Consider the following 20,260-nt stretch of genomic DNA (forward strand, 5'->3'; position numbering starts at 1 on the left):
CAATCGCCAAGGCTGCCGGTGGTGTTATATCCACTTGCACCTTGGCAAATCGCTTGAACGGCCTTGCCGGTTTTTAGTAAAAAATATCTAAAATTAGGGAGTATGATTAAAAACAAGGTTCTATAGTGCGTATATATTGATTCATTTTTTATACATACCTAGAGTATCTACATAGTTAATTTTACTGCCTAATAACTTCTCTTCTAGATTTCCCATTCCATCATCTAGCAAAGCGGACTGATTGTTGAAACCCCATTCCCCCCTGGAACAGTTGATTGAAGCCTTGCGGCGTTTACCGGGCATTGGTCCCAAGTCGGCACAGCGTATGGCGTTTCATCTGCTGCAGCATGATCGCGATGGTGCCAGCATGTTGGGCGAAGCGCTGTTGCAGGCGGTGGCGCAGGTTCAGCATTGTCGTGCCTGTAATACTTTTTCTGAACAAGAGATCTGCGATACCTGCGCCAATCCGCAGCGCGACCGCAAACTGCTGTGTGTGGTGGAAACGCCGGCTGATCAATTGGCGATTGAGCAGACCCATAGTTATCGTGGTTTGTATTTTGTGTTGATGGGGCGACTCTCACCGCTGGACGGTATGGGCCCCAAGGAAATCAATCTGGAACGCCTGATTGAGCGCGCTGCCGATGGCACGGTGGAAGAAGTCATCCTGGCGACCAACTTTACCAGTGAAGGTGAAGCCACCGCGCATTATGTGAGTGAGCTATTGCGTGGCCGCGGTGTGCGTACCACCCGACTGGCGCGTGGTGTGCCGGTGGGGGGCGAACTGGAATATGTGGATGTTGGCACCGTGGCGCGGGCCTTGCTAGATCGCCGGAGTGAGTCTTAGGGACTAGATGCGGTCTTTTCCAGTTGCATCAGCAAGCCAAAGGCGGCAGTTTGCGCAAGTAAAGCCATCAAGGGTGCGCCCAGCAGGGTAGCACCGCCACTGGCCAAGGCCGGCAGATGTTTGACATGCTGGCTGGCCACAATCAGCACAATCACCCCAATCAGATGATGCCAGCTTGCATTGCACGGCAAGTGATAACAAGCCCAACCCAATACGCTCATCATGGCGTGTTGGGCAGAGGCATTGAGCGCCATGATGGATGCGGGATATTTAATGCCCCATCTTGTTAGATGGAAGACTGGCCTCGGCTGTGTCAGTGACTTGTTATGCCGATGACTCATCAGGGCGCTAATCACAAATGGAAAGCTACTGGCGGCTTGCTGCCAATGCTGGCCAATCAGCAAGGTGCTGATCGCCACCATGACAGCGAGCAAAGACGACTGATAACGCCGGATGGCATGACGTAGTCTTTGCCAAAGCCTGACCAGAGTGCTTGCCATGTTTGAGTCAGACTTAAATCAGATGACTGAGCAGGTCCGGACCAAAGACTTCATGCTGAATCTGTGCGGGTGATACCCCCAAACGAATCAGGGCGGCACGTTGTTCACGCATGAAGCCTTGTGGGCCACACAAATAATAGCTGGCGTTGGCGGGTAGCTGGCTCAGAGTGGATAGATCGACCCGTCCCTTGTGCACATGGCTGTTGGCAGGCTCTTCCAGTTGTTCCAGCCAAACGTGATAGTGCGCTTGTGGCAGGGAGCGCAGAGCAGCTTCCACATCGTCGCGTAAGGCATAACGATGTGCTTCCGTTCCCGCATAAATAAACCAGACGGGTTGCTGGCAGCCCCGTAGTGCGAGTGTTTGCAAAATGCTGACCATTGGGGTGATACCAACGCCTGCGCTCAGCAGCACAATCGGTTCATCGGTGACATCCGACAAAACAAAGTCACCGGCAGGCGGGCCGACTTCGAGCACGCTGCCAACGGCAATATCATCATGCAAACGGTTGGAGATCATCCCGGCGGGGGTGCTGGCAGCTTCCACCCGCTTGACGGTGATACGCCATTGATCCGAGCCTGGTGCCATCGACAGGCTGTACTGGCGAATCTGGCGCAAAGATAGCTCAGGCAGATCCAAGGCCACGCTCAAATATTGGCCTGGGACAAAGCTTGGCAGGCTGCCGGTTTCGGCACGCAAATACAGATTTACGCAATCGCTACCAGCGGCTTCTTTATGTGTGACCACCACTTTGCGCCAAGCCTGGCCAGCGCGCCACTGATTGGTCTGAAAGATTTGCGCTTCACGGGCAATCAACTCGCCAGCCAATACCCAATAGGCTTCATCCCAGGCGGCCATGATGGCAGGTGTGGCCGCATCACCCAATACTTCTTTGATGGAAGCCAGCAAATGCTTGCCCACAATCGTGTATTGAGCTGGTTGAATGCCCAGACTGACATGCTTTTGCGCAATCCGCTCCAGTACGGGCAACAGCGCTGCCGGGTTTTCAATATTGGCGGCATACGCATAAACCGCAGCGGCCAAGGCCTGGGGCTGATCACCCTGGGACTGGTTGCCCATATTGAACAGATTACGCAGTTCAGGATGATGATTGAACATGCGTTGATAAAAATGTTTGGTGATGGCGCTGCCATATTCACGCAAGACGGGTACGGTGGCTTTGACGATGGGCAGTGCTTCTTGGGACAGCATGACAACTCCTTAAAGTAATATATAAAATGCAACAATTAGGACAAACAAAAACCAACGTTGGTTAACAGAACGATTTCAAGTGGTACGGTGCGCCTGGTTAGTGATAGCGCAGCTGGTAATCGCGATGCAGCTTGACGATTTTTTCACCAGTGGGGGTTTTGACCATATCGGCCAGATAGACTTTGTCCAGCGAGGTATAAAAAGCCCGCAAGCCAATATCCAGCGCCGACTTGAGCTGACAGCCCGACTTTAATGCGCAAGGCGGGGAGGCGCAGTCAATCAGTTGCGTGGTGCCTTCCAGACCTTGAATGATAGTGCTCAATGACAAACGCTTGGGATCACAAACCAGATTTAAGCCGCCATTGCGCCCGCGAGTGGCGACAATCCAGCCCAGTTTGCCCAGTCGATTCACCACTTTAATGAGGTGATTGTGTGGCACTTCAAACTGCTCGGCGATTTCGGCAATTGTCACAAAGGTATCGCGTTCTTTATGGGTCAGATAAAGCAGGACACGCAGACCGAGATCAGTAAAGCGGGTGAGTTGCATAAGCACTCCATGAATCAGCAATGGGTTGAAGTGTATATAAGTTGTATATTTAATGCAACTTAGTGAGAGTAAATCACCTGCGCATTATCAGGTTATTGCTCAACTTATTCCATGGCGAGCGTTGCCTTGAATTTGACTACAATCGAGCCAACTGATGAGGACATAGAGCAATGCAAAATATGCATTTAAAAAAAGGGTTGGTGATAGGGGTTGGCTTATTGCTGCTGCTTTCAGCGATCCACCCCAAGGATGGATTCACCTGGTTTCTGGAAGTCGCGCCCGTGCTGATTTCAGCGCCCATCCTTTGGTTGACACGACGTAGCTTTCCCTTGACGCCCATGCTGGCCTGCTTGATAGCATTGCATTGTGCGATTTTGATATTAGGCGGACATTACACATACGCCGAAGTGCCGCTGGGTTACTGGATGGAAAACTGGTTTGGCTTTGCGCGCAACCATTACGACCGGATCGGTCATTTTGCGCAAGGCTTTGTGCCCGCCATGATAGCCAGGGAAATACTTTTGCGAAAAACCACCTTGCAATCTGGCAAGCTGCTGGGTTTGCTCTGTATTTGCGTAGCGCTGGCAATCAGCGCGGTCTATGAGATTATTGAAATGCTGGTCGCGCTCAGCTCGGGGACAGCGGCGGATGCTTTTTTAGGGACGCAAGGCGATGTCTGGGACACGCAAATGGACATGACCCTGGCCTGGATTGGCGCAATGATTTCCCAGCTCTTGCTGAGTCGCTGGCATGATCATCAATTGCGTCGATGATCATGCCGACAATATTTTATTTTTCAATAAACACAACATCCAAAATATCACCTTGCACGGTCACGCGATGATTGCGTTGCTCAATCAAGCCAGAAAGGTGCATCTGGATGGGTTTTCCCATGGCCGCTTCAATATAGAGCTGATCATCCTGCATGGGGTTGGCGGCGAGCCAGTCGCCCAGATCAAAGCCGGGTTCGGCCTGACCTCCGGCGGTTTTAAGAAAGTCGGTACAACGGCGAAACAGTTTGGGGAAGATCAGGGCCCCATGGGGATCAATGGAAGCCTGGTTGTCTAAAACGAATGAACTGGTTTCATCAACAGACCAAACTCCCAATGAAGCATTGCGGGCGGTTTTAGCCGCGGTTCTGAACAGTTTGCGATGCGGCAGCGGCGTGGAGCTATACAGCAGACTATAAACATGACCTTGCTCGACCAGCTGATAATTGAGCGTCTGCTTGAGCAATTTGTTATCAACGTTGATCACACTGCCATCGGTACGATGATCGCCCCCAATCAGGATGTAGGCAATCGGGCGGCCATGGATTTCGGCACCCTTGGTAAGGATGCAACCTGCAACTTCAGCCGGTGATGCACTGATGACCTTGTTACCGGTACCACCATAGTCAACATGATTAAAACCTACCAGCTTGAGCAAAGCGTCACGGGCCACATCACCCAAGGGCTGCGCTGCCGAACCATAATGGGTTTCCGGTGCGTCAATACCCTCAAACCGTAATTGCACACTGCCATCCCGCTTGGACGGCATGATCTTGTAGGCACGATGCAAGTCATCATACTGGGTGATGTCATTGGCGATAAAGCGCATCGAATCACCGTCAGGCTCATAACCGGTAATCACAAAACGACCATGAATGACTTTAAAGCGGGTCAGCGGCATGCCAGTCTCCTCAATAGCAGTAATTGAATGTCTGCTATTGAGTCATGGACTTATGACAACAAGATGACGTCAACCCAGATTCTTCAGGATCGCTTCTGCATAGGTTTTGCCCATCAAGGCGGTGCCGCGATTATTGGGATGCAGGAAGTCACCGTTGCTGCTATTGAACAGCGTGTCACTGGCATTGAGACCGCCAAAGGCTTCAAAGACGGGGACAATGACTAGCTTGCCGATCAGTGTTGGATAGGTAGCATTGAACCAGTCGAGAACCGCATATTTGCTATCTTTGTCTGTCACAGCATCTTTAGCACGCAGACCGCTGGTGTCAACCAATGGGGCAAATGGTGTCGTGGCAATAAATAATCTTTTGACGCTGGTGACTGGGTATTTTCCAAAGCCAAAAGTGTCCAATCCAAGTATTCGCTGAACGTAACGCTTTAACCATCTTTGGAATTTAGCGCCATCTAAATTTCCATAAGTCGTCCCATCAAACCAGTCATTGACGCCTGCCTGAATCAATATACAAGTTGGATTAAGTTGCAGGGTCATATGCAATTTATCCCAGAGTAAGGTCGTCGAATTGGTAACGGGTTCATTGTCGATGGCAATATCAAGGGGAGCAGCTTCGCTTTGATATCCAAATAAATGGTGTCCAGGAAAGGTTTGCAGATTGGCACCACTATTTGTGTTGACGCCAGCATAAGGCCAGTTCAGTTTGACTTTTGCCAGCCCTAATTGACCTTCCAGTTGCGAGGTGATTGCGCCATCGTAACTACCACTGCCTTCAGGGTTTTGACCCGCAGTAGAGTAGCTATCTCCAAAAATACAAAAGGTTTGATAGTCTTCAGAGAGTGTTTTAAAAGTGGGTAAACGATTGACCAGCAAAATATTGCGTATTCGACCAGAGTAACTGGCCAGGGCCAGGTTTTTGACAATATCTTGAATATTGGTCAGTGTGGTATTGACGACGCCACCAAATCGACCATTGATATAGATGCCAAAGCTACTGTCTTGCCAGTAAAGCACAACAGGAATGTGGGTTTGTGTTGCTGGCACTGCAATATTGTTGAAGTGACTACCTGCGCTGCCTTGTGAATTCGATAGACCAACTAATTTGGCTGTGTCGATAATTATCGCCATGAATTTGCCGGATACTGCCGGGGTAGACTGGCTTAATTGCAGTGGGTTCTCGCTATTAATGAGTGCTTGTCCGCTGGAACCCAATGACTGATCACTTCTTGCGGCAAAGTAGGTATGTTCAACCTCGAAATAACATTGACCAATCGTTTGTAATTTGCCATTACTCACAAAGTTACTCATAACGAGATTGGTGCCAATGGGCATTTTTAAACCTAGTGCCGAATCTATATCAGGAACAGTATTGTTGGGTTGAATGAGGTTGCTCGTGTATTCCCCCTTTTCATTGGTACCTGGTAAGGGCTGCGGCATACTGGTGAGGGTACGGGCAAGTACGACGTCTGGATCGTTGAGATCGTAGCTGGTCACTACACCATAAAAAGGGGGGGGTGGGCTAGGAGCGTTGGATTGATTTTGATCTGAGCCGGAACTTGAAGTGGAACTAGAACCAGAACTAGATGAAGAACCTGAGCTTGATCCAGTCTGCGGGTCCACGGGTACGGGTGGATTACTCACGACTGGGCCACCACCACCGCAAGCCTGTAAGATCAGTAGTGTCGCGCTGTTTAATGCGGTAAGGCCTGATGTTTTAAGAAACTGACGACGTAACATGAAGTGCGATATTTTCCAGTCGGCAAAACCGACTAGTCTGAATGGACGTGACAATGCCTTACTTTACTGGATGTTAAAGACAGTTTGATGACATGGCTTATTCTGATAGACGCAGCTGATTCATTGCCGGTAAAAAAACTTCGGTGACCAGCATGGTGCCTTGTCCTCTGCTGAACAAGGAGCGACGTGCCCAGAGTGATTGGCCGCCGTGACTGGCGTGCGACACAGCTTGCTGAGCTGCCAGATAGAGGGGGTGATTGGGCTGTAGTTTGGCAAATTGCAGGCTGCCGCGTTTCACTTTGGGATCGATAAAAAGCTGGCTGCCTAATGAGCGATTGCCCAGTCCATTAAAAAAAGGCCAGTGCTGTTTGATGGCGTCAGGCAAGACAATGGTGTGTGCATAGATAACGGGCTGATCATCGCAAACCAGCAGAATATCCCGTTGCAAGAGTTGTTGGGGCCGATGTAATGACAAACAGGCAAACTCATCCGCCAAGGGCAAGGCGGGGCCTTGGCGCAAACGTTGTACCGCAAATTGTTGGCTGGCGGCACGTAATAACGCGGTGAGGGAACTGCGGCTTTGCAGCCAGTTAGCCAGATCTTTTTGTTCAAATTTTAAAGAGGCAGGTAGTTGAGCCTGCCAGTGCGTCATCATGTGAGTGTCTGGCCTGATTCGGCAACCAGCTTGTCGAGCTTGACGGCATCAGCGCAAAATAGCCGGATGCCTTCAGCCAGTTTTTCGGTGGCCATGGCATCTTCATTGAGCATGAAGCGAAACGCTGTTTCATCCAGCGTGATTTTTTCAAGTGTGGTCCGGGCCGCTGATTGCGCCGACAGTTTTTGTGTGACGGGTGTATTGCTGTCGTTCAGCTTTTGCAGCAGTTCGGGGCTGATGGTGAGCAGGTCACAACCTGCCAATTCAATAATCTGGCTGGTATTGCGAAAGCTTGCACCCATGACTTCGGTGCGATAGCCAAATTTTTTGTAATAGGTATAAATGCGTTGTACTGATTGCACGCCAGGATCATCGGCGCCGCTGTAGTCGGTATTGTTGGCCTTTTTGAACCAGTCATAAATGCGCCCTACAAATGGCGAAATCAATTGTGCGCCGACTTCGGCACAGGCGATGGCCTGCGTTAGCGAAAATAGCAGCGTCATATTGCAGTGTATGCCTTCGGCTTCCAGCACCTTGGCGGCCTGAATACCCTCCCATGTGGCGGCAATCTTGATGAGAATCCGTTCACGGCCAATTCCGGCGGCTTCATAAAGGGCAATCAGTTCGCGTCCTTTGGCAATGGTGCCAGCCGTATCAAATGAGAGGCGTGCGTCAGTTTCAGTAGAAACGCGACCAGGAATGATCTTCAAGATTTCGAGGCCAAAGGCAACCAGCAGATGGTCAATGATGCGGGCAACCGACTCACCTTGATGCACTTTGACAACAGTTTGCAATATGGGCTGGTACGCCGGTTTTTGTACCGCTTTGAGTATCAGTGAAGGATTCGTCGTGGCATCCTGCGGACGAAAGGCACTCATTGCCTGAAAATCACCGGTATCGGCAACCACAGTGGTGAATTGTTTGAGTTGTTCCAGTTGGGTTTGTGTTGTGGTGCTCATGGCTCTTTTACAATAGGCTGATCATAAACCCTATTGTAGTGTGTCCCCATGACAGAACCCTTAAAAACATCTGCGCCCCTGACTCAGGATCAACTTAAACAACTGGTTGCCGAAGCGGCGTTGGCCTATGTGGTGCCTGGTGCCATTATTGGTGTGGGGACTGGCTCGACCGCCAATCTGTTTATTGATGCGCTGGCGGGTATCAAAGACACCATCAAGGGTGTGGTTTCCAGCTCGGAGGCCAGTACGGCACGGCTTAAATCACACGGTATTCCGGTGTTTGATCTCAATGAGGTGGAAAGCCTGCCGGTTTATATTGATGGTGCGGATGAAATCAACCCCAAGGGCGCAATGATCAAGGGTGGTGGTGCGGCATTGACGCGGGAAAAGATAGTCACCGCAGTTGCTGAAAAATTTGTCTGTATTGCCGATGGCAGCAAGTGGGTGACGGTGTTAGGCAAGTTTCCCTTGCCCATTGAAGTCATCCCGATGGCGGCAGCGCAAATCATTCGATCGCTGGCCAAGCTCGGCGGGCAGGGTACTGTACGCCTCAAGGATGGTGCTCCGCTGATAACTGATAACGGCAACTACATCATTGATGTACGCGGGATGCAGATTACGGATCCGGTCGCCACCGAGACTGAAATCAATCAATGGCCGGGGATTGTGACGGTCGGTTTATTTGCCAGACAGGGCGCCAATGTGGTGTTGCTGGGTAAGCCAATGGGCGTGGAGACCATTCATTTTTGAATGGAGGAATCATTAGCCAATTGCCAGGAGTCAGTTGGCTAACATTTGGAAAGTGGCAGTGATCACGCACTGAAGCTATCAATGGCAGATGCATCATCGCTCATTTTTGCGTAAAGCTGACGAATGTGTACCAATTCTGATACCAGTAGTTTGCTGGCATCGGCCACTGTCAAAGGCCGACTGAACAGATAACCCTGAATTTCGTGACAACCCAGGTTTTGCAGGATTTGCAGTTGCTCTGCGGTTTCCACGCCTTCAGCGATCACGCGCATATTGAGCGACTGGGTCAGACGAATAATGGCTTGCACGATGGCGGAGTCACCTGCATCGATATGGCTTAAACGTTTTGTGAAGCTCTGATCAATTTTCAGTTTATCAATGGGAAAACGTTGCAGGTAGGCCAGGCTGGAATAACCTGTGCCAAAATCATCAATGGCCAATTGCAGACCAAGCTTGCGCAACTCCTGTAATTCACGCGTGACTTTATTGGGGTCATGCATGATGGCACTCTCGGTGATTTCCAGTTCAATCTGGTTGGCGGCGATGTTGGATTCTTTCAGTGTGCGTTTGACCATCTCGACAAAACCCGGGCTCTGAAATTGCCGTGGTGCGATATTGACGGCAATCACCAGATCAATAAAGCCCATTTGCTGCCAAAGCAGCACTTGCCGACAGGCTTCCTGCAGGACCCACTCTCCAATTGGAATGATTAAACCGGATTCTTCTGCCAAGGGTATGAATTCGCTCGGTGAAACCAGTTTACCGGCTCGACGCCAGCGAATCAGTGCTTCAAAACCGATGATTTTTTGCTGGCGCGTATCCACCTGTGGCTGATAGTGCAGCTCCAGTTCCTGGCGCCCAATGGCTTGTGCCAAAGCGGCTTCCATGGCCAGTTTTTCCTGGCTTTGGGCGTTTTGAATTTCAGCGTATTGCACATAGTTAAGCTGTTGCAGCTTGGCATGGCGTAGGGCTGAGCTGGCATTGCGCAGCAGGGTGATGGGATTATTGCCATCTATCGGAAATTCGGCGGTGCCAATCAAGAGTGCGATGAGTAAATCATAGCCCTTGATGGTGATTGGCGCGTCACCCATGTGATTTAACAGGGTATCAACCTGATTGATGGTTGCGGTGTTGGACAGCGCGAATAACAAGCCAAAAGATGCGCCTTCAAGACGGTACAGGGTGGCGTCGCAGTGACGTATTTTGTCTTGCAGAATATTGCCGATATGACGCAGTATCTTGTCGGTTTCGGCATGTCCCAAGGCGGTTTCCATGCGATCAAAGCGTTCGATGGCAATGATTGCCAGCCGATATGGTGCAAGACCCACTGACTGGATTTTTTCTTCCAGAGCGCGGCGGTTGAGTTGTCCGGTGATGACATCGTGATAGGCATTATGGAGTAGTCGGCTTTCGGCCTGATTTTTGAGTCGCAGGTAATGCATGATCAGTACGGCAATCAGCAAGATCACGATGCTGTACAAGGTCACCAGTTGAACCACTTGATGTGCTTGTTTGCCAGTCAAGCCACTGGCTTGCAGCACGGCATTTTCAGTGGTTTTACGGATATTGAGTAATTGATCCTGGATTTCCCGATTGTCAATGGATAACTCGACCAATACTGCGCGTGCCTCGTCCCAATCTATCTGACTGGCTTGCATCAACTTGATCAGCCTGGGCGGCAGCATTTTCAGGTGCTGATAATTCTCTTCAATAATGGCGAGATCCTGGCTCAGTGGAAAGTCTTTTTTGAGATTGACCAAGGCATGGTCTATCACAGCATACTGCTGTTCAAGCTGTGCAGAAAATTCTTCAAGGGTAATTGAATAGGCAAAAACTTGATAATGGCTGGTCTGAATACTTAATAAGGTATTTTCAATCTGGCCGATGGTTTGGAGTTGCGGAATTTTTTCGCGAATCAGTTGCGATGAGGTTTCGGTGACACGCTGGCTGGAGTGAGCAATAAAACCAGCCAAGATGAAGCCCATTGATGTCACGAGTAAAAAAATCAGCATCAAGGCGTGCCGCTGCACCCATGATTGAGTCGCAGGGCGAGGGGAGTGAGTGATGTGATCGGGAACAGAATTCATCTAGGCAGTCGAAAGGCATTTTGACTGCTAGCTTAAGTGCGGATCTGCACTTTTCTTCGCTTGAATAAAGCGGCTTTTAGCCCGTTTATTGACGAGTTGATGAAGCGTTGAATATTGAGTGTTGCCCGATGCTCAATGCGTTTGCCAGCAATATGTTGGCTGGAACTGCAGCCCGGGATCGTTACTCTTGAAAGGTCGCCTTGTACATCGGGTAAAAAGTGCAGACAAACACGGTGTTCATGACAATCAATACCGGCAGCACCAGCATACGAATCAGACCTGGATCTTCAAACAGCAGATTGAAAAGAATCGATAGACTCATGGGAATGGATAACAGCAAAGTCAGCCAACCCACGCCATACACCATAAAGGGCATTTTGTTGCGCCAGCAGGCCACCGCACTGAAAAAGACGGCCTTGATGGCTTTTTGGCCTTCCCAGACCACCAATGCGGGGGCATGCCAGAGAATCAAAGAGAGCGGGATATATAAACAGATGGCCAGCATCAGCCCTTCGGCCATGGCCACTTTTTGATCGTCGGTCAGATCCACCTTGTCAGCCGAACTCATCATATTGAGCAGGACTCCGCCATCAACGAGCGAGGTCAACATCAAAATGGCCGACAGACCGGTCAGATAAAATACGCCAAGAATCAGCAGTTCAATCGCCTGTTGCTGATTGAACGGCTTGCCTGGTTCATAAAAACCGGCAATCAGCAGCGATGGGAAAATGGGTTTGTCCAGGATGGTCGCTTCAGCGGCCTTGAAGAAACCAAAGGTGATGCCAGGCACCAGCAGTGGCGGGAGGATCACACCCAGCACCGGGATCAGCGTGAGCACGCTGACCGCAAACAGATACGATAAAAACAGGGTGGTGAGTGCGATGGGTTGTTTGCGATAGATCATCCAGCCCATCTTGATCCAGTGCATGCCAGCTTTGGCGGGTTGTTCAATCAGTTGCATGTGCTTGTGTGGGTTGAGGGCCGGTTGATGGCTGGCAAGGTGGCAGAAATACGACGGATGAGGGCATCGACTCAGTCAATCCAGATGGGAGTGCTCGCAATACGATTCTTTAATATCCGCTCAAAGTGGCTTGGGTCATGTGGGGTCAGCATGGCAGCGGCACGGGGTAAATAAAAATCATAAAGACGGGACAGCCAGAAGCGCAGGGCGCCAGCACGCAGCATGGCAGGCCAGAGCGCATGTTCGAGTTCGTCCAGGGGTTGCACACCATGATAGGCCAGGAGCATGGCGCGCGTGCGCAGCGCATTCAGTTGTCCGGTGGTGTAGTCAATGCACCAGTCATTGGCGCAGACCGCCAGGTCAAACAACCAGGTATCCCAACCAGCAAAATAAAAATCAAAGAAGCCACCGAGACGGTCGCCATCAAAGAGCACATTGTCGCGAAACAGATCGGCATGCACTGGCCCAACCGGCAGGCGGGCATAGTCAGTTGAAGCGGCGATACTTTCTTGATAAGCCAATTCCGATTGCAGCAATTGCTGATTGGTACTGGTCAGATAAGGGAGCACTTCCGGTACGGTCGTCCGCCACCAGGCCAAGCCGCGCAGATTGGGTTGCTGGCGTGGATAGTCGCGGCCAGCCTGGTGCATGCGTGCCAGTTCGGCACCGACCTGAGCACAATGCTCGACCGAGGGTGCCATTTGCGAAGCGCCTTTCAAGCGCGTCACTATGGCGGCAGGCTTGCCTTTGAGGGTGCCGAGAATTTCACCATGACAATTGATCATGGGTGCCGGCACGGTAATGCCGCGTTCGGCTAGATGCTGCATCAGATACAGATAAAAGGGCAGCTCAGTGAGTGTCAGCTTTTCAAAAATGGTCAGCACATAGTCATGCTGCTCGCCAGCCAGTTCGGTCGTGACAAAGAAATTGGTATTTTCAATACCGCTGGCAATCCCTTTCAGGTTGACCAGTTTGCCGAGCTTATAGTCAGCCAGCCAGTCGGCCAGTTCAATCTCGGAGACAGGAGTAAATACAGCCATGAAATCAGATCAGAATTCGAGAATCAACCACATTGGCGGGCGTGTGACAGGTTGGTTGGCGCGCACATATTGGCCTTTGCCTTCTTCATCAATCAGGTAATAGGGCACGCCGGTGGGCGGTGTCACCTTGATCTGATAAATCTTGCCCTGCTTGCGATATTCCTCGTAGCGCGTACCTTTTTCTTCACGAATCGTAATGGTCGGCGCTTCGTCCGGCGTGGCATTGGGTGAAGTCATGCGCGGCGGCGGTGGTACATCGGGCAACGGTTGCAAATTGGCGGGTTTGTCGGCAGCCAAGGTGATCAATGGTAGTGCGAGCAAGCCACCTAACATGACTATGAGCATGGACACGAGCACTGAGCCAAGAGCACGGCGCTGCGGGATAAATGAGGTGAAATACGGAGCGATATGGGTTTTCATGATGCTAGTGTAGCAAACTTGTCGGCTGGCTGGCTGGGTTTATATTTATACTGGTATAGTGTATAAAATAACAATCAATATTAACGCACTTAAGGAGTTAATATTTGCATATACTCCTTTAAAAGTGGCTTAAATACGACTCAATATTCGGCGTGCAGACGCGCGCCCCAAATCTGTACCGGACCGCGATCGGCATTGTAGCCGGGGTGATCGATGTGCTGATAGTCCAGTGTGGCACGCCAGCCTTTGCATAATATTGCGCTGTAATAAGTTTCCAGCGTGTTTTCGCTGCGGTAATTGAGTTGTCCATCACCCAGAAAAAAGGCAATTCCACCCTGCGCCAGATAGTTGCGGCTGGCTGCCGACAGGCCATTGCGTGAAAAGGCCACGCCAAAGGTGTCTTCGGCACGTTGCCAGCGATTGCCTTGTATGGACAAACCCAGCGAGAAATTGCGGTCAATATGGGTAAATGCATAGGTTTCGGTTTTGCCATCGGCCCAGGAGGCACGCGCAAATACACCAATATCATCGGTGATGGCTTGCTCAAGATTGATCCCCACGCCATGCTTGATCTGCTCGCCATGCCGCACCAGGTTGATATTTGGCACGCCGCCAGTCTGCGCCGCCAGACTCAGGGCATCGTCATAACGGGCCATGATGGCGCGATTGCGAAATACCAGCAGCCGCAATTTGCCTGGTTGTCCGGCGAGCTGATGGCTATGTTCCAGTTCGATCTGGTCACCGTAATGCCGAAAAATACGCTCATCAAGCTTGAGCATATTGGGCTCGCCTGGTTGAACGAAACGTCCCACACGAATTGCCCAGTCATCGTGCAGATATTCTGCTGCCACTCCCCAGGTGTAGCCGCGTGAATCGGCGGCGTAATCGTAGGCCCCGTGGGTAAATAGCCCCCAATTCATGAACTGGGTGCGCGGGTCATGCGAATAACTGTTGTCGTCAAAAATATCGAGTACCGACAGATTACCCACGGTAATCACCAGCCGATTTTTATCGGCAAAACCAGCAAGTTGATTGGCATCGGTTTCCAGATATTCGGATTCACCACCGAGATTGATGGTCTGCCGTAAAAACAGCCGGGCCCGATAAAAAGTGGGTGAGGCACCCGAAGTCCGCGCCAGTTCGCCATTTGGAAAACCGGCCAGCCCGAGCAGATTGGACATGGGCACACCCTGCGCCACTTCCGGGTTGAAATACAGCTCGCCGCCTTGCCAGGCGCGCCAGCCGAGTGCCATGGAACCGGTCAGGGAGTAACTCTTTTCATAGTCACCGCTCAAACTATTGGGGCCGCTATACGGACTGCTAAAAGCCGCCTTGCGTTGCCAGATGTAGGTGCTTTGCAGATGAATATTCCAGTCTTCGCTTGGCTGGGCTGGCGGCTCGGTACTCAGGACAGGAGTCGATGCCATCCACAAACTACTGAGCAGAATCAGGTTGGCAATGATGATTGACTGGCGGGGCATAGTGCTAAAACTCGATAGATCGAAAGGCGCGAGTATATGACACAGCGGTGACAGGCCGGTGACAAGGCCATGACGCCATATTGTGATCATGGCATTGCTGCCGGATTATCTGGTTGTTGCAAAGATCAGAGCGAGTTCATCTGATCAAAGTCTTTGGGTACAGGGGATAGCTCACGGCCTTCATAAAACTGGATGATAGCGTCGACCACTTCATCGGCAGTATCTACAATCACCATCAGATCCAGATCATTCTGGCCAATCACACCTTTGGTCAGGAGTGTCTTTTTAAACCAGTCAAACAGGCCTGCCCAGAATTCACGGCCCACCAGAACAATCGGAATATGGCGTGCTTTTTTGGTCTGGATGAGCGTCAGCACTTCGGACAATTCGTCCAATGTGCCAAAGCCACCAGGCATCACCACAAACGCGTCGGCGCTGCGTACAAACGCATATTTGCGGGCAAAAAAGTGACGAAAAGTCAAAGAGACATTTTGATAGGAGTTGCCTTTCTGCTCCATCGGCAATTGAATATTCAGGCCAACCGCCGCCGAAGCACCATCATAAGCGCCCTTGTTACTGGCTTCCATGATACCCGGGCCGCCACCGGAAATCACAGCAAAGCCGGTGTCCGACAGTAATTTGGAAATCTGGTAGGTGAGCTGGTACTCCGGCGTGTCCGACTTTAAGCGGGCGCTGCCATAGAGGGATACCGCAGGACGGATTTCGGAAAGATACTCAATGGCTTCGATGAACTCTGCCATAATCGACAGCACATGCCATGACTCTCGTGCTTTCTTGGCGGTAGCGACATCCTTGTCAGCGACTTCACGCAAAGTGGGCGGTATTTTTCTGCTATTCATAGTGATCCGATGTTAAAAAATAAAACTTTATTATTGGTGGATGGTTCGAGCTATCTGTATCGTGCCTTCCATGCCTTGCCTGATCTGCGTAACGCCAGGGGCGAACCCACGGGGGCGATGTACGGCATGATCAATATGCTGCGCAAGCTGAAAAACGATTATCCCGCTGAGTATATCGCGTGCGTGTTTGATGCCAAAGGCAAGACCTTTCGCGACGATGTTTACCCCGAATACAAGGCCAATCGAGCCAGCATGCCGGAGGATCTGGCCAAGCAGATTGAACCGATCCATGAAGCAGTGCGCGCACTGGGCTGGCCAATCTTAATGATGCCCGGTGTTGAAGCCGATGACGTGATTGGCACGTTGTGCGTTCTGGCACGTGAGCAGGGCATGAAAACGATAGTTTCTACCGGCGATAAAGATCTGACCCAGCTGGTCAATGAGTCGGTCACGCTGGTCAACACCATGAGCAATGAGACACTTGATATTGCGGGCGTCACGACCAAGTTTGGGGTGCCCCCCGAGCGCATCATTGATTACCTCTCCTTGATTGGTGATACCGTTGATAACGTGCCCGGTGTGACCAAGGTGGGCCCCAAGACGGCCGTGAAATGGCTGACCCAATACGGCACACTCGATGGCGTGATGGCCAATGCGGCAGATATTGGTGGCGTAGTGGGTGAGAACTTGCGTACGGCATTGGAATGGCTGCCGCAAGCCAGACATCTGCTCACCGTCAAGGTGGATTGTGATTTACTTGCGCTGGGTGCCGGTCAATATGCAAGCATTGATGCCAGCCTGCCCAATCGTCATGAAGATGATGCTGCCTTGCTGGCCTTGTATGAACGCTATGGTTTCAAGAGCTGGCTGAAAGAGCTGAAAGAACATGTGGCGCAGCCTGAGGGTAATGAACCCGCTGCCACCGCCCAAACAGCTAACAAAACACTCAATGATGCACAGGCTGATCTATTCCCTGCTGCACCGCTGGAAACCCGCTATGAAACCGTGCTAACCGAGGCGCAGTTGGATGAATGGCTGGCCCGCATCAACGCGGCCGAGCTGACTTGTGTGGATACCGAAACCACCTCGCTTGATCCCATGACCGCGCAACTGGTAGGTATTTCATTGTGTGTGGAGCCGGGCCATGCGGCTTATATTCCGGTCGCGCATCGCGGCATGGATGTGGCGCAGTTATCGCGCGAACTGGTGTTGCAAAAACTCCAGCCCTGGCTGGAAGACGCCAGCAAGCCCAAGGTTGGTCAGCATCTTAAATATGATGCCCATATCTTTAATAATCATGGCGTGCAACTCAATGGGATTGTGTATGACACCTTGCTTGAGTCGTATGTGCTCGAGTCACACAAGAGCCATGATATGGACAGTCTGGCGATGCGCCATCTGAACCGGACTACTATCAAATTTGAAGAAGTCTGCGGCAAGGGCGCGGCACAAATTGGTTTTGATGAAGTCACCATTGAGCGTGCTACCGAATATGCGGCTGAAGATGCCGATGTGACATTGCAATTGCATCGTGCCTTGTACCCGCAGATTCAGCCCGATGCCAGACTCGACTACATTTATGAAACGATTGAAGTGCCCACTTCAATCGTCTTGCAAAAGATTGAGCGCACGGGTGTTTTGATTGATCCGGTACGGCTTGGTCAGCAGAGTCATGAATTAGGCTTGCGCATGATGAGCATTGAACAGCAGGCTTATGAAGTGGCCGGTCAGCCCTTTAATCTGAATTCACCCAAGCAGATTGGTGAAATCTTTTTTGACAAGCTCAAGTTGCCCGTTGTTAAAAAAACTGCCAGCGGTGCGCCATCGACGGATGAGGAAGTACTGCAAAAATTGGCCGAGGATTATCCCTTGCCTAAAATTTTGCTCGACTATCGCAGTCTGGCCAAGCTCAAGTCGACTTATACCGACAAGCTGCCCAAGATGATCAACACGAGCACGGGCCGGGTGCATACCAATTATGCACAGGCGGTAGCGGTGACGGGGCGGCTCGCCTCCAATGATCCCAATCTGCAAAACATTCCGATCCGCACCGAAGAAGGTCGGCGGGTGCGCGAAGCTTTCATCGCGCCCGAAGGCAGTGTGATTGTGTCGGCCGATTACTCACAGATCGAGCTGCGTATCATGGCGCATATTTCAGAAGATCCAGGCTTGCTGGATGCCTTTGCCAAAGGTGAAGACGTGCATAGGGCAACTGCGGCCGAAATCTTTGGTGTGAGCATGGCTGCGGTGACGAGTGAGCAGCGCCGCTATGCCAAGGTGATCAACTTTGGTCTGATGTATGGCATGAGCGCTTTTGGTCTGGCTGGTAACCTGGGGATTGAGCGCGGTGCAGCGCAAAGCTATATCGACAAATACTTTGCCCGCTTTGCCGGGGTTGCCCGTTATATGCAGCAAACGCGCATTGAGGCCAAGGAAAAAGGCTATGTCGAAACGGTCTTTGGTCGACGTTTATGGTTGGCTGAAATCAATAGTGGTAATGGCCCAAGGCGACAGGCGGCCGAACGTGCTGCGATCAATGCCCCCATGCAGGGAACGGCGGCGGATTTAATCAAGCTGTCAATGATCGCAGTAGACAAGTGGCTGGAGCAATCTACACTGGCGACTCGCATGGTCATGCAGGTACATGATGAACTGGTGCTGGAAGTGCCTGAGTCAGAACTCGAACTCGTCAGAAAAAATTTGCCGGAACTGATGAGTTCGGTGGCACAACTCAAAGTGCCCTTACTGGCCGAAGTCGGTGTCGGCAAGAACTGGGATGAGGCACATTAAACTTGGGTAAATTGGCTGAGCTTGGCATAAGGATCAAGCTCGGACTCAGACTGACGGCGGTGCAGGTTATGACGTGCTTGTTTTGAACATGTGAACAAACTTTTCATTACTTAGTCAAAATAATGAAAGGTACAAGGTGCATCATCACTGACATAAAAACATATTCAATCACCGCCGTCCCTGGAGTCCTGTCATGCATGTTATTGATCAAGAAACTGCCACCATTCTGGAGGTGGAAAGTCTATTACCTCATCAATCCTTTGATCGCCGTCATTTCCTCACCACCACGCTGGGCGCTGGATTTGCGTTAGCGGTATCCAACGTGTCGGCCGAAACCATCATTACCGACAGCCTCGGTTTGCGGACCGGCCGGATTCAGCTGGATGTTTCTCAAGGCAATAAAAAATGGCAATGCGAAGCCTATTTTGCCCGGCCCGATGATGACCAGCCCAAAGCCATTGTGCTGGTAATTTCCGAGATTTTTGGTGTACACGAACATATTGCCGATATTTGCCGGCGCTTTGCCAAGGCCGGTTATCTGGCGATTGCTGCCGAGCATTTCACGCGTTATGGCGATGTCAAAGCCACCAAGGACTTCAGCGAAATCCTGGCGATTGTGGCGAAAGAAGGGGACGCCGATGTGATGAGTGAGCTGGACGCCGCCCTGGCCTGGGCTGGGACGCATGGTGGCGATGCCAACAAAGTGGCCGTCACCGGATTTTGCTGGGGTGGCCGTGGTGCCTGGCTGTATGCAGCGCATCAACCCAAGGTCAAGGCTGGTGCGGCTTTTTATGGTCGCATCAACAAGAGTTTTGATCCTGTTTTGTCACCCACCAATCCGATAGATATTGCGGACAAGTTATACGCGCCGGTGATCGGTTTTTATGGCGAAAAAGATGAAGGGATTTCACTTGAAACCGTCAAGGCCATGCAGGCCAAGCTGATGGCCAGCAGCAATGGGCCAAGCCGTGCTTCCAAGATCATTGTGTATCCCGACACCCCACATGCGTTTGTGGCCGACTATCGGCCCAGTTATCGTGCCGAAGCCGCCAAAGATGCCTGGCTGCACGCCCTGGCCTGGTTTCGGGACAATGGTGTGAGTTGAATTGCTCGGAAACATCAAACCCTTTCTAACCACGAAGGCACAAAGAAACACGAAGAGAAGGGCAGATAAATGTCTGGATGTCAGTTTGCAAGAACACTGGCATGAGCTTGTCAACGCAGAAAGTGGTTTGCCAAGTATTTGACAGGTAATGCTGCTGTGCCGATTGAATCATGCGTTTCAAGGTTTTTCTTTGCGTGCTTTGTGTCTTTGTGGTGAAAAGGGTTTGATCTGATATTGCCGTATACATGGCTGACGCTAAAATGAGCTTATCTTTTTGTCGGAGTGCCTTATGCCTACTTATGATTATCGTTGTGAAGCCAATGGCCAGGTTTATGAAGTGCGTCATGGCATGAATGTCAAGGTCAATACCTGGGCGGAGTTGTGTGCAGTGACTGACTTGGCCGATGCCTCAATTCCTGCCGATGCGCCGGTGACCAAGTTGCTCAATACCGGCGGCGTGGTCAGTAGCCAGGCACTGCGCAATCCCGAAGCACCAGCTTGCATGTCGGGTGGTTGCAGCGGTGGCGGCTGCCAGTTTCAATAAGTAGACACAATGACTCCGCCAGTCCGGTTAGCTCACTTGGGCTGGTGCAACTACTTGGCGTGGCCTGCTTGAATGACGCCATAGCTT

The 20,260-nt window shown here is 51.2% G+C and carries 19 protein-coding genes; 6 read left to right on the forward strand and 13 right to left on the reverse strand.

What is annotated here, in order from left to right:
• The first annotated feature begins 244 nt into the window (after positions 1 to 244).
• Positions 245 to 844, forward strand: a complete 600-nt coding sequence (gene recR, locus ACMYR3_RS06945; protein ID WP_424195825.1) for a recombination mediator RecR — start codon at positions 245 to 247, stop codon at positions 842 to 844.
• Here recR and ACMYR3_RS06950 read toward each other — a convergent pair.
• The 3 genes from ACMYR3_RS06950 to ACMYR3_RS06960 all read right to left on the reverse strand — a co-directional run bounded on the left by ACMYR3_RS06950 (position 841) and on the right by ACMYR3_RS06960 (position 3,101).
• A complete protein-coding gene (locus ACMYR3_RS06950; RefSeq protein ID WP_424195827.1) occupies positions 841 to 1,344 on the reverse strand; it encodes a hypothetical protein in 504 nt (167 codons plus the stop codon). The two genes, recR and ACMYR3_RS06950, sit on opposite strands and share 4 nt — an antisense overlap.
• A gap of 13 nt (positions 1,345 to 1,357) precedes the next feature.
• Positions 1,358 to 2,554 carry an NO-inducible flavohemoprotein gene (gene hmpA, locus ACMYR3_RS06955; protein ID WP_424195829.1) on the reverse strand — a complete coding sequence of 399 codons (1,197 nt, stop codon included), beginning with the start codon at positions 2,552 to 2,554 and terminating at the stop codon, positions 1,358 to 1,360.
• A gap of 97 nt (positions 2,555 to 2,651) precedes the next feature.
• A complete protein-coding gene (locus ACMYR3_RS06960; RefSeq protein ID WP_424195831.1) occupies positions 2,652 to 3,101 on the reverse strand; it encodes an RrF2 family transcriptional regulator in 450 nt (149 codons plus the stop codon).
• Positions 3,102 to 3,271: 170 nt separating this feature from the next.
• On the opposite strand from ACMYR3_RS06960, the gene ACMYR3_RS06965 reads away from it, so the two are divergent.
• Positions 3,272 to 3,874 carry a DUF2238 domain-containing protein gene (locus ACMYR3_RS06965; protein WP_424195833.1) on the forward strand — a complete coding sequence of 201 codons (603 nt, stop codon included), beginning with the start codon at positions 3,272 to 3,274 and terminating at the stop codon, positions 3,872 to 3,874.
• Positions 3,875 to 3,890: 16 nt separating this feature from the next.
• Here the strand turns inward: ACMYR3_RS06965 and ACMYR3_RS06970 are convergent, their stop codons facing one another.
• The 4 genes from ACMYR3_RS06970 to tal form a co-directional block, all read right to left on the reverse strand.
• Positions 3,891 to 4,772: a thermonuclease family protein gene (locus ACMYR3_RS06970; RefSeq protein WP_424195835.1), complete on the reverse strand. Its 882-nt coding sequence runs from the start codon at positions 4,770 to 4,772 to the stop codon at positions 3,891 to 3,893.
• 69 nt (positions 4,773 to 4,841) lie between these two features.
• Positions 4,842 to 6,575 (reverse strand): SGNH/GDSL hydrolase family protein, encoded by a 1,734-nt coding sequence (locus ACMYR3_RS06975; protein ID WP_424195837.1) that lies wholly within the window; start codon positions 6,573 to 6,575, stop codon positions 4,842 to 4,844.
• A 43-nt stretch (positions 6,576 to 6,618) separates the two neighbouring features.
• Positions 6,619 to 7,176 carry a chorismate--pyruvate lyase family protein gene (locus tag ACMYR3_RS06980; protein ID WP_424195839.1) on the reverse strand — a complete coding sequence of 186 codons (558 nt, stop codon included), beginning with the start codon at positions 7,174 to 7,176 and terminating at the stop codon, positions 6,619 to 6,621.
• The gene (gene tal / locus ACMYR3_RS06985; RefSeq protein WP_424195841.1) at positions 7,173 to 8,135 is read right to left on the reverse strand and encodes a transaldolase; all 963 of its coding nucleotides are present in this window, start codon (positions 8,133 to 8,135) and stop codon (positions 7,173 to 7,175) included. The genes ACMYR3_RS06980 and tal overlap by 4 nt, the downstream gene beginning before the upstream one ends.
• Positions 8,136 to 8,183: 48 nt before the next feature.
• On the opposite strand from tal, the gene rpiA reads away from it, so the two are divergent.
• Positions 8,184 to 8,885 carry a ribose-5-phosphate isomerase RpiA gene (gene rpiA / locus ACMYR3_RS06990; protein ID WP_424195843.1) on the forward strand — a complete coding sequence of 234 codons (702 nt, stop codon included), beginning with the start codon at positions 8,184 to 8,186 and terminating at the stop codon, positions 8,883 to 8,885.
• A gap of 62 nt (positions 8,886 to 8,947) precedes the next feature.
• Here rpiA and ACMYR3_RS06995 read toward each other — a convergent pair whose 3' ends face one another.
• The 6 genes from ACMYR3_RS06995 to ACMYR3_RS07020 all read right to left on the reverse strand — a co-directional run bounded on the left by ACMYR3_RS06995 (position 8,948) and on the right by ACMYR3_RS07020 (position 15,734).
• Positions 8,948 to 10,972, reverse strand: a complete 2,025-nt coding sequence (locus ACMYR3_RS06995; protein ID WP_424195845.1) for a putative bifunctional diguanylate cyclase/phosphodiesterase — start codon at positions 10,970 to 10,972, stop codon at positions 8,948 to 8,950.
• Positions 10,973 to 11,153: 181 nt separating this feature from the next.
• On the reverse strand, positions 11,154 to 11,933 hold the full coding sequence (locus ACMYR3_RS07000; protein WP_424195847.1) for a BPSS1780 family membrane protein: 780 nt from the start codon (positions 11,931 to 11,933) through the stop codon (positions 11,154 to 11,156).
• 71 nt (positions 11,934 to 12,004) lie between these two features.
• Positions 12,005 to 12,973, reverse strand: a complete 969-nt coding sequence (locus ACMYR3_RS07005) for a homoserine kinase (protein WP_424195849.1) — start codon at positions 12,971 to 12,973, stop codon at positions 12,005 to 12,007.
• Positions 12,974 to 12,982: 9 nt separating this feature from the next.
• Positions 12,983 to 13,393: a DUF2782 domain-containing protein gene (locus ACMYR3_RS07010; RefSeq protein ID WP_424195851.1), complete on the reverse strand. Its 411-nt coding sequence runs from the start codon at positions 13,391 to 13,393 to the stop codon at positions 12,983 to 12,985.
• A gap of 140 nt (positions 13,394 to 13,533) precedes the next feature.
• Positions 13,534 to 14,874: a carbohydrate porin gene (locus tag ACMYR3_RS07015; RefSeq protein WP_424195853.1), complete on the reverse strand. Its 1,341-nt coding sequence runs from the start codon at positions 14,872 to 14,874 to the stop codon at positions 13,534 to 13,536.
• A 125-nt stretch (positions 14,875 to 14,999) separates the two neighbouring features.
• Complete coding sequence (locus tag ACMYR3_RS07020) at positions 15,000 to 15,734, reverse strand: TIGR00730 family Rossman fold protein (RefSeq protein WP_424195855.1); 735 nt, start codon at positions 15,732 to 15,734, stop codon at positions 15,000 to 15,002.
• A 9-nt stretch (positions 15,735 to 15,743) separates the two neighbouring features.
• On the opposite strand from ACMYR3_RS07020, the gene polA reads away from it, so the two are divergent.
• The 3 genes from polA to ACMYR3_RS07035 all read left to right on the forward strand — a co-directional run bounded on the left by polA (position 15,744) and on the right by ACMYR3_RS07035 (position 20,173).
• Positions 15,744 to 18,524 (forward strand): DNA polymerase I, encoded by a 2,781-nt coding sequence (gene polA, locus ACMYR3_RS07025; protein ID WP_424195857.1) that lies wholly within the window; start codon positions 15,744 to 15,746, stop codon positions 18,522 to 18,524.
• A 193-nt stretch (positions 18,525 to 18,717) separates the two neighbouring features.
• Positions 18,718 to 19,629 carry a dienelactone hydrolase family protein gene (locus ACMYR3_RS07030; protein ID WP_424195859.1) on the forward strand — a complete coding sequence of 304 codons (912 nt, stop codon included), beginning with the start codon at positions 18,718 to 18,720 and terminating at the stop codon, positions 19,627 to 19,629.
• A gap of 289 nt (positions 19,630 to 19,918) precedes the next feature.
• On the forward strand, positions 19,919 to 20,173 hold the full coding sequence (locus tag ACMYR3_RS07035) for a hypothetical protein (protein ID WP_424195861.1): 255 nt from the start codon (positions 19,919 to 19,921) through the stop codon (positions 20,171 to 20,173).
• Positions 20,174 to 20,260: the final 87 nt, after the last annotated feature.

It is taken from the genome of Ampullimonas aquatilis (assembly GCF_049675895.1).
Classification (GTDB): domain Bacteria; phylum Pseudomonadota; class Gammaproteobacteria; order Burkholderiales; family Burkholderiaceae_D; genus Ampullimonas; species Ampullimonas aquatilis.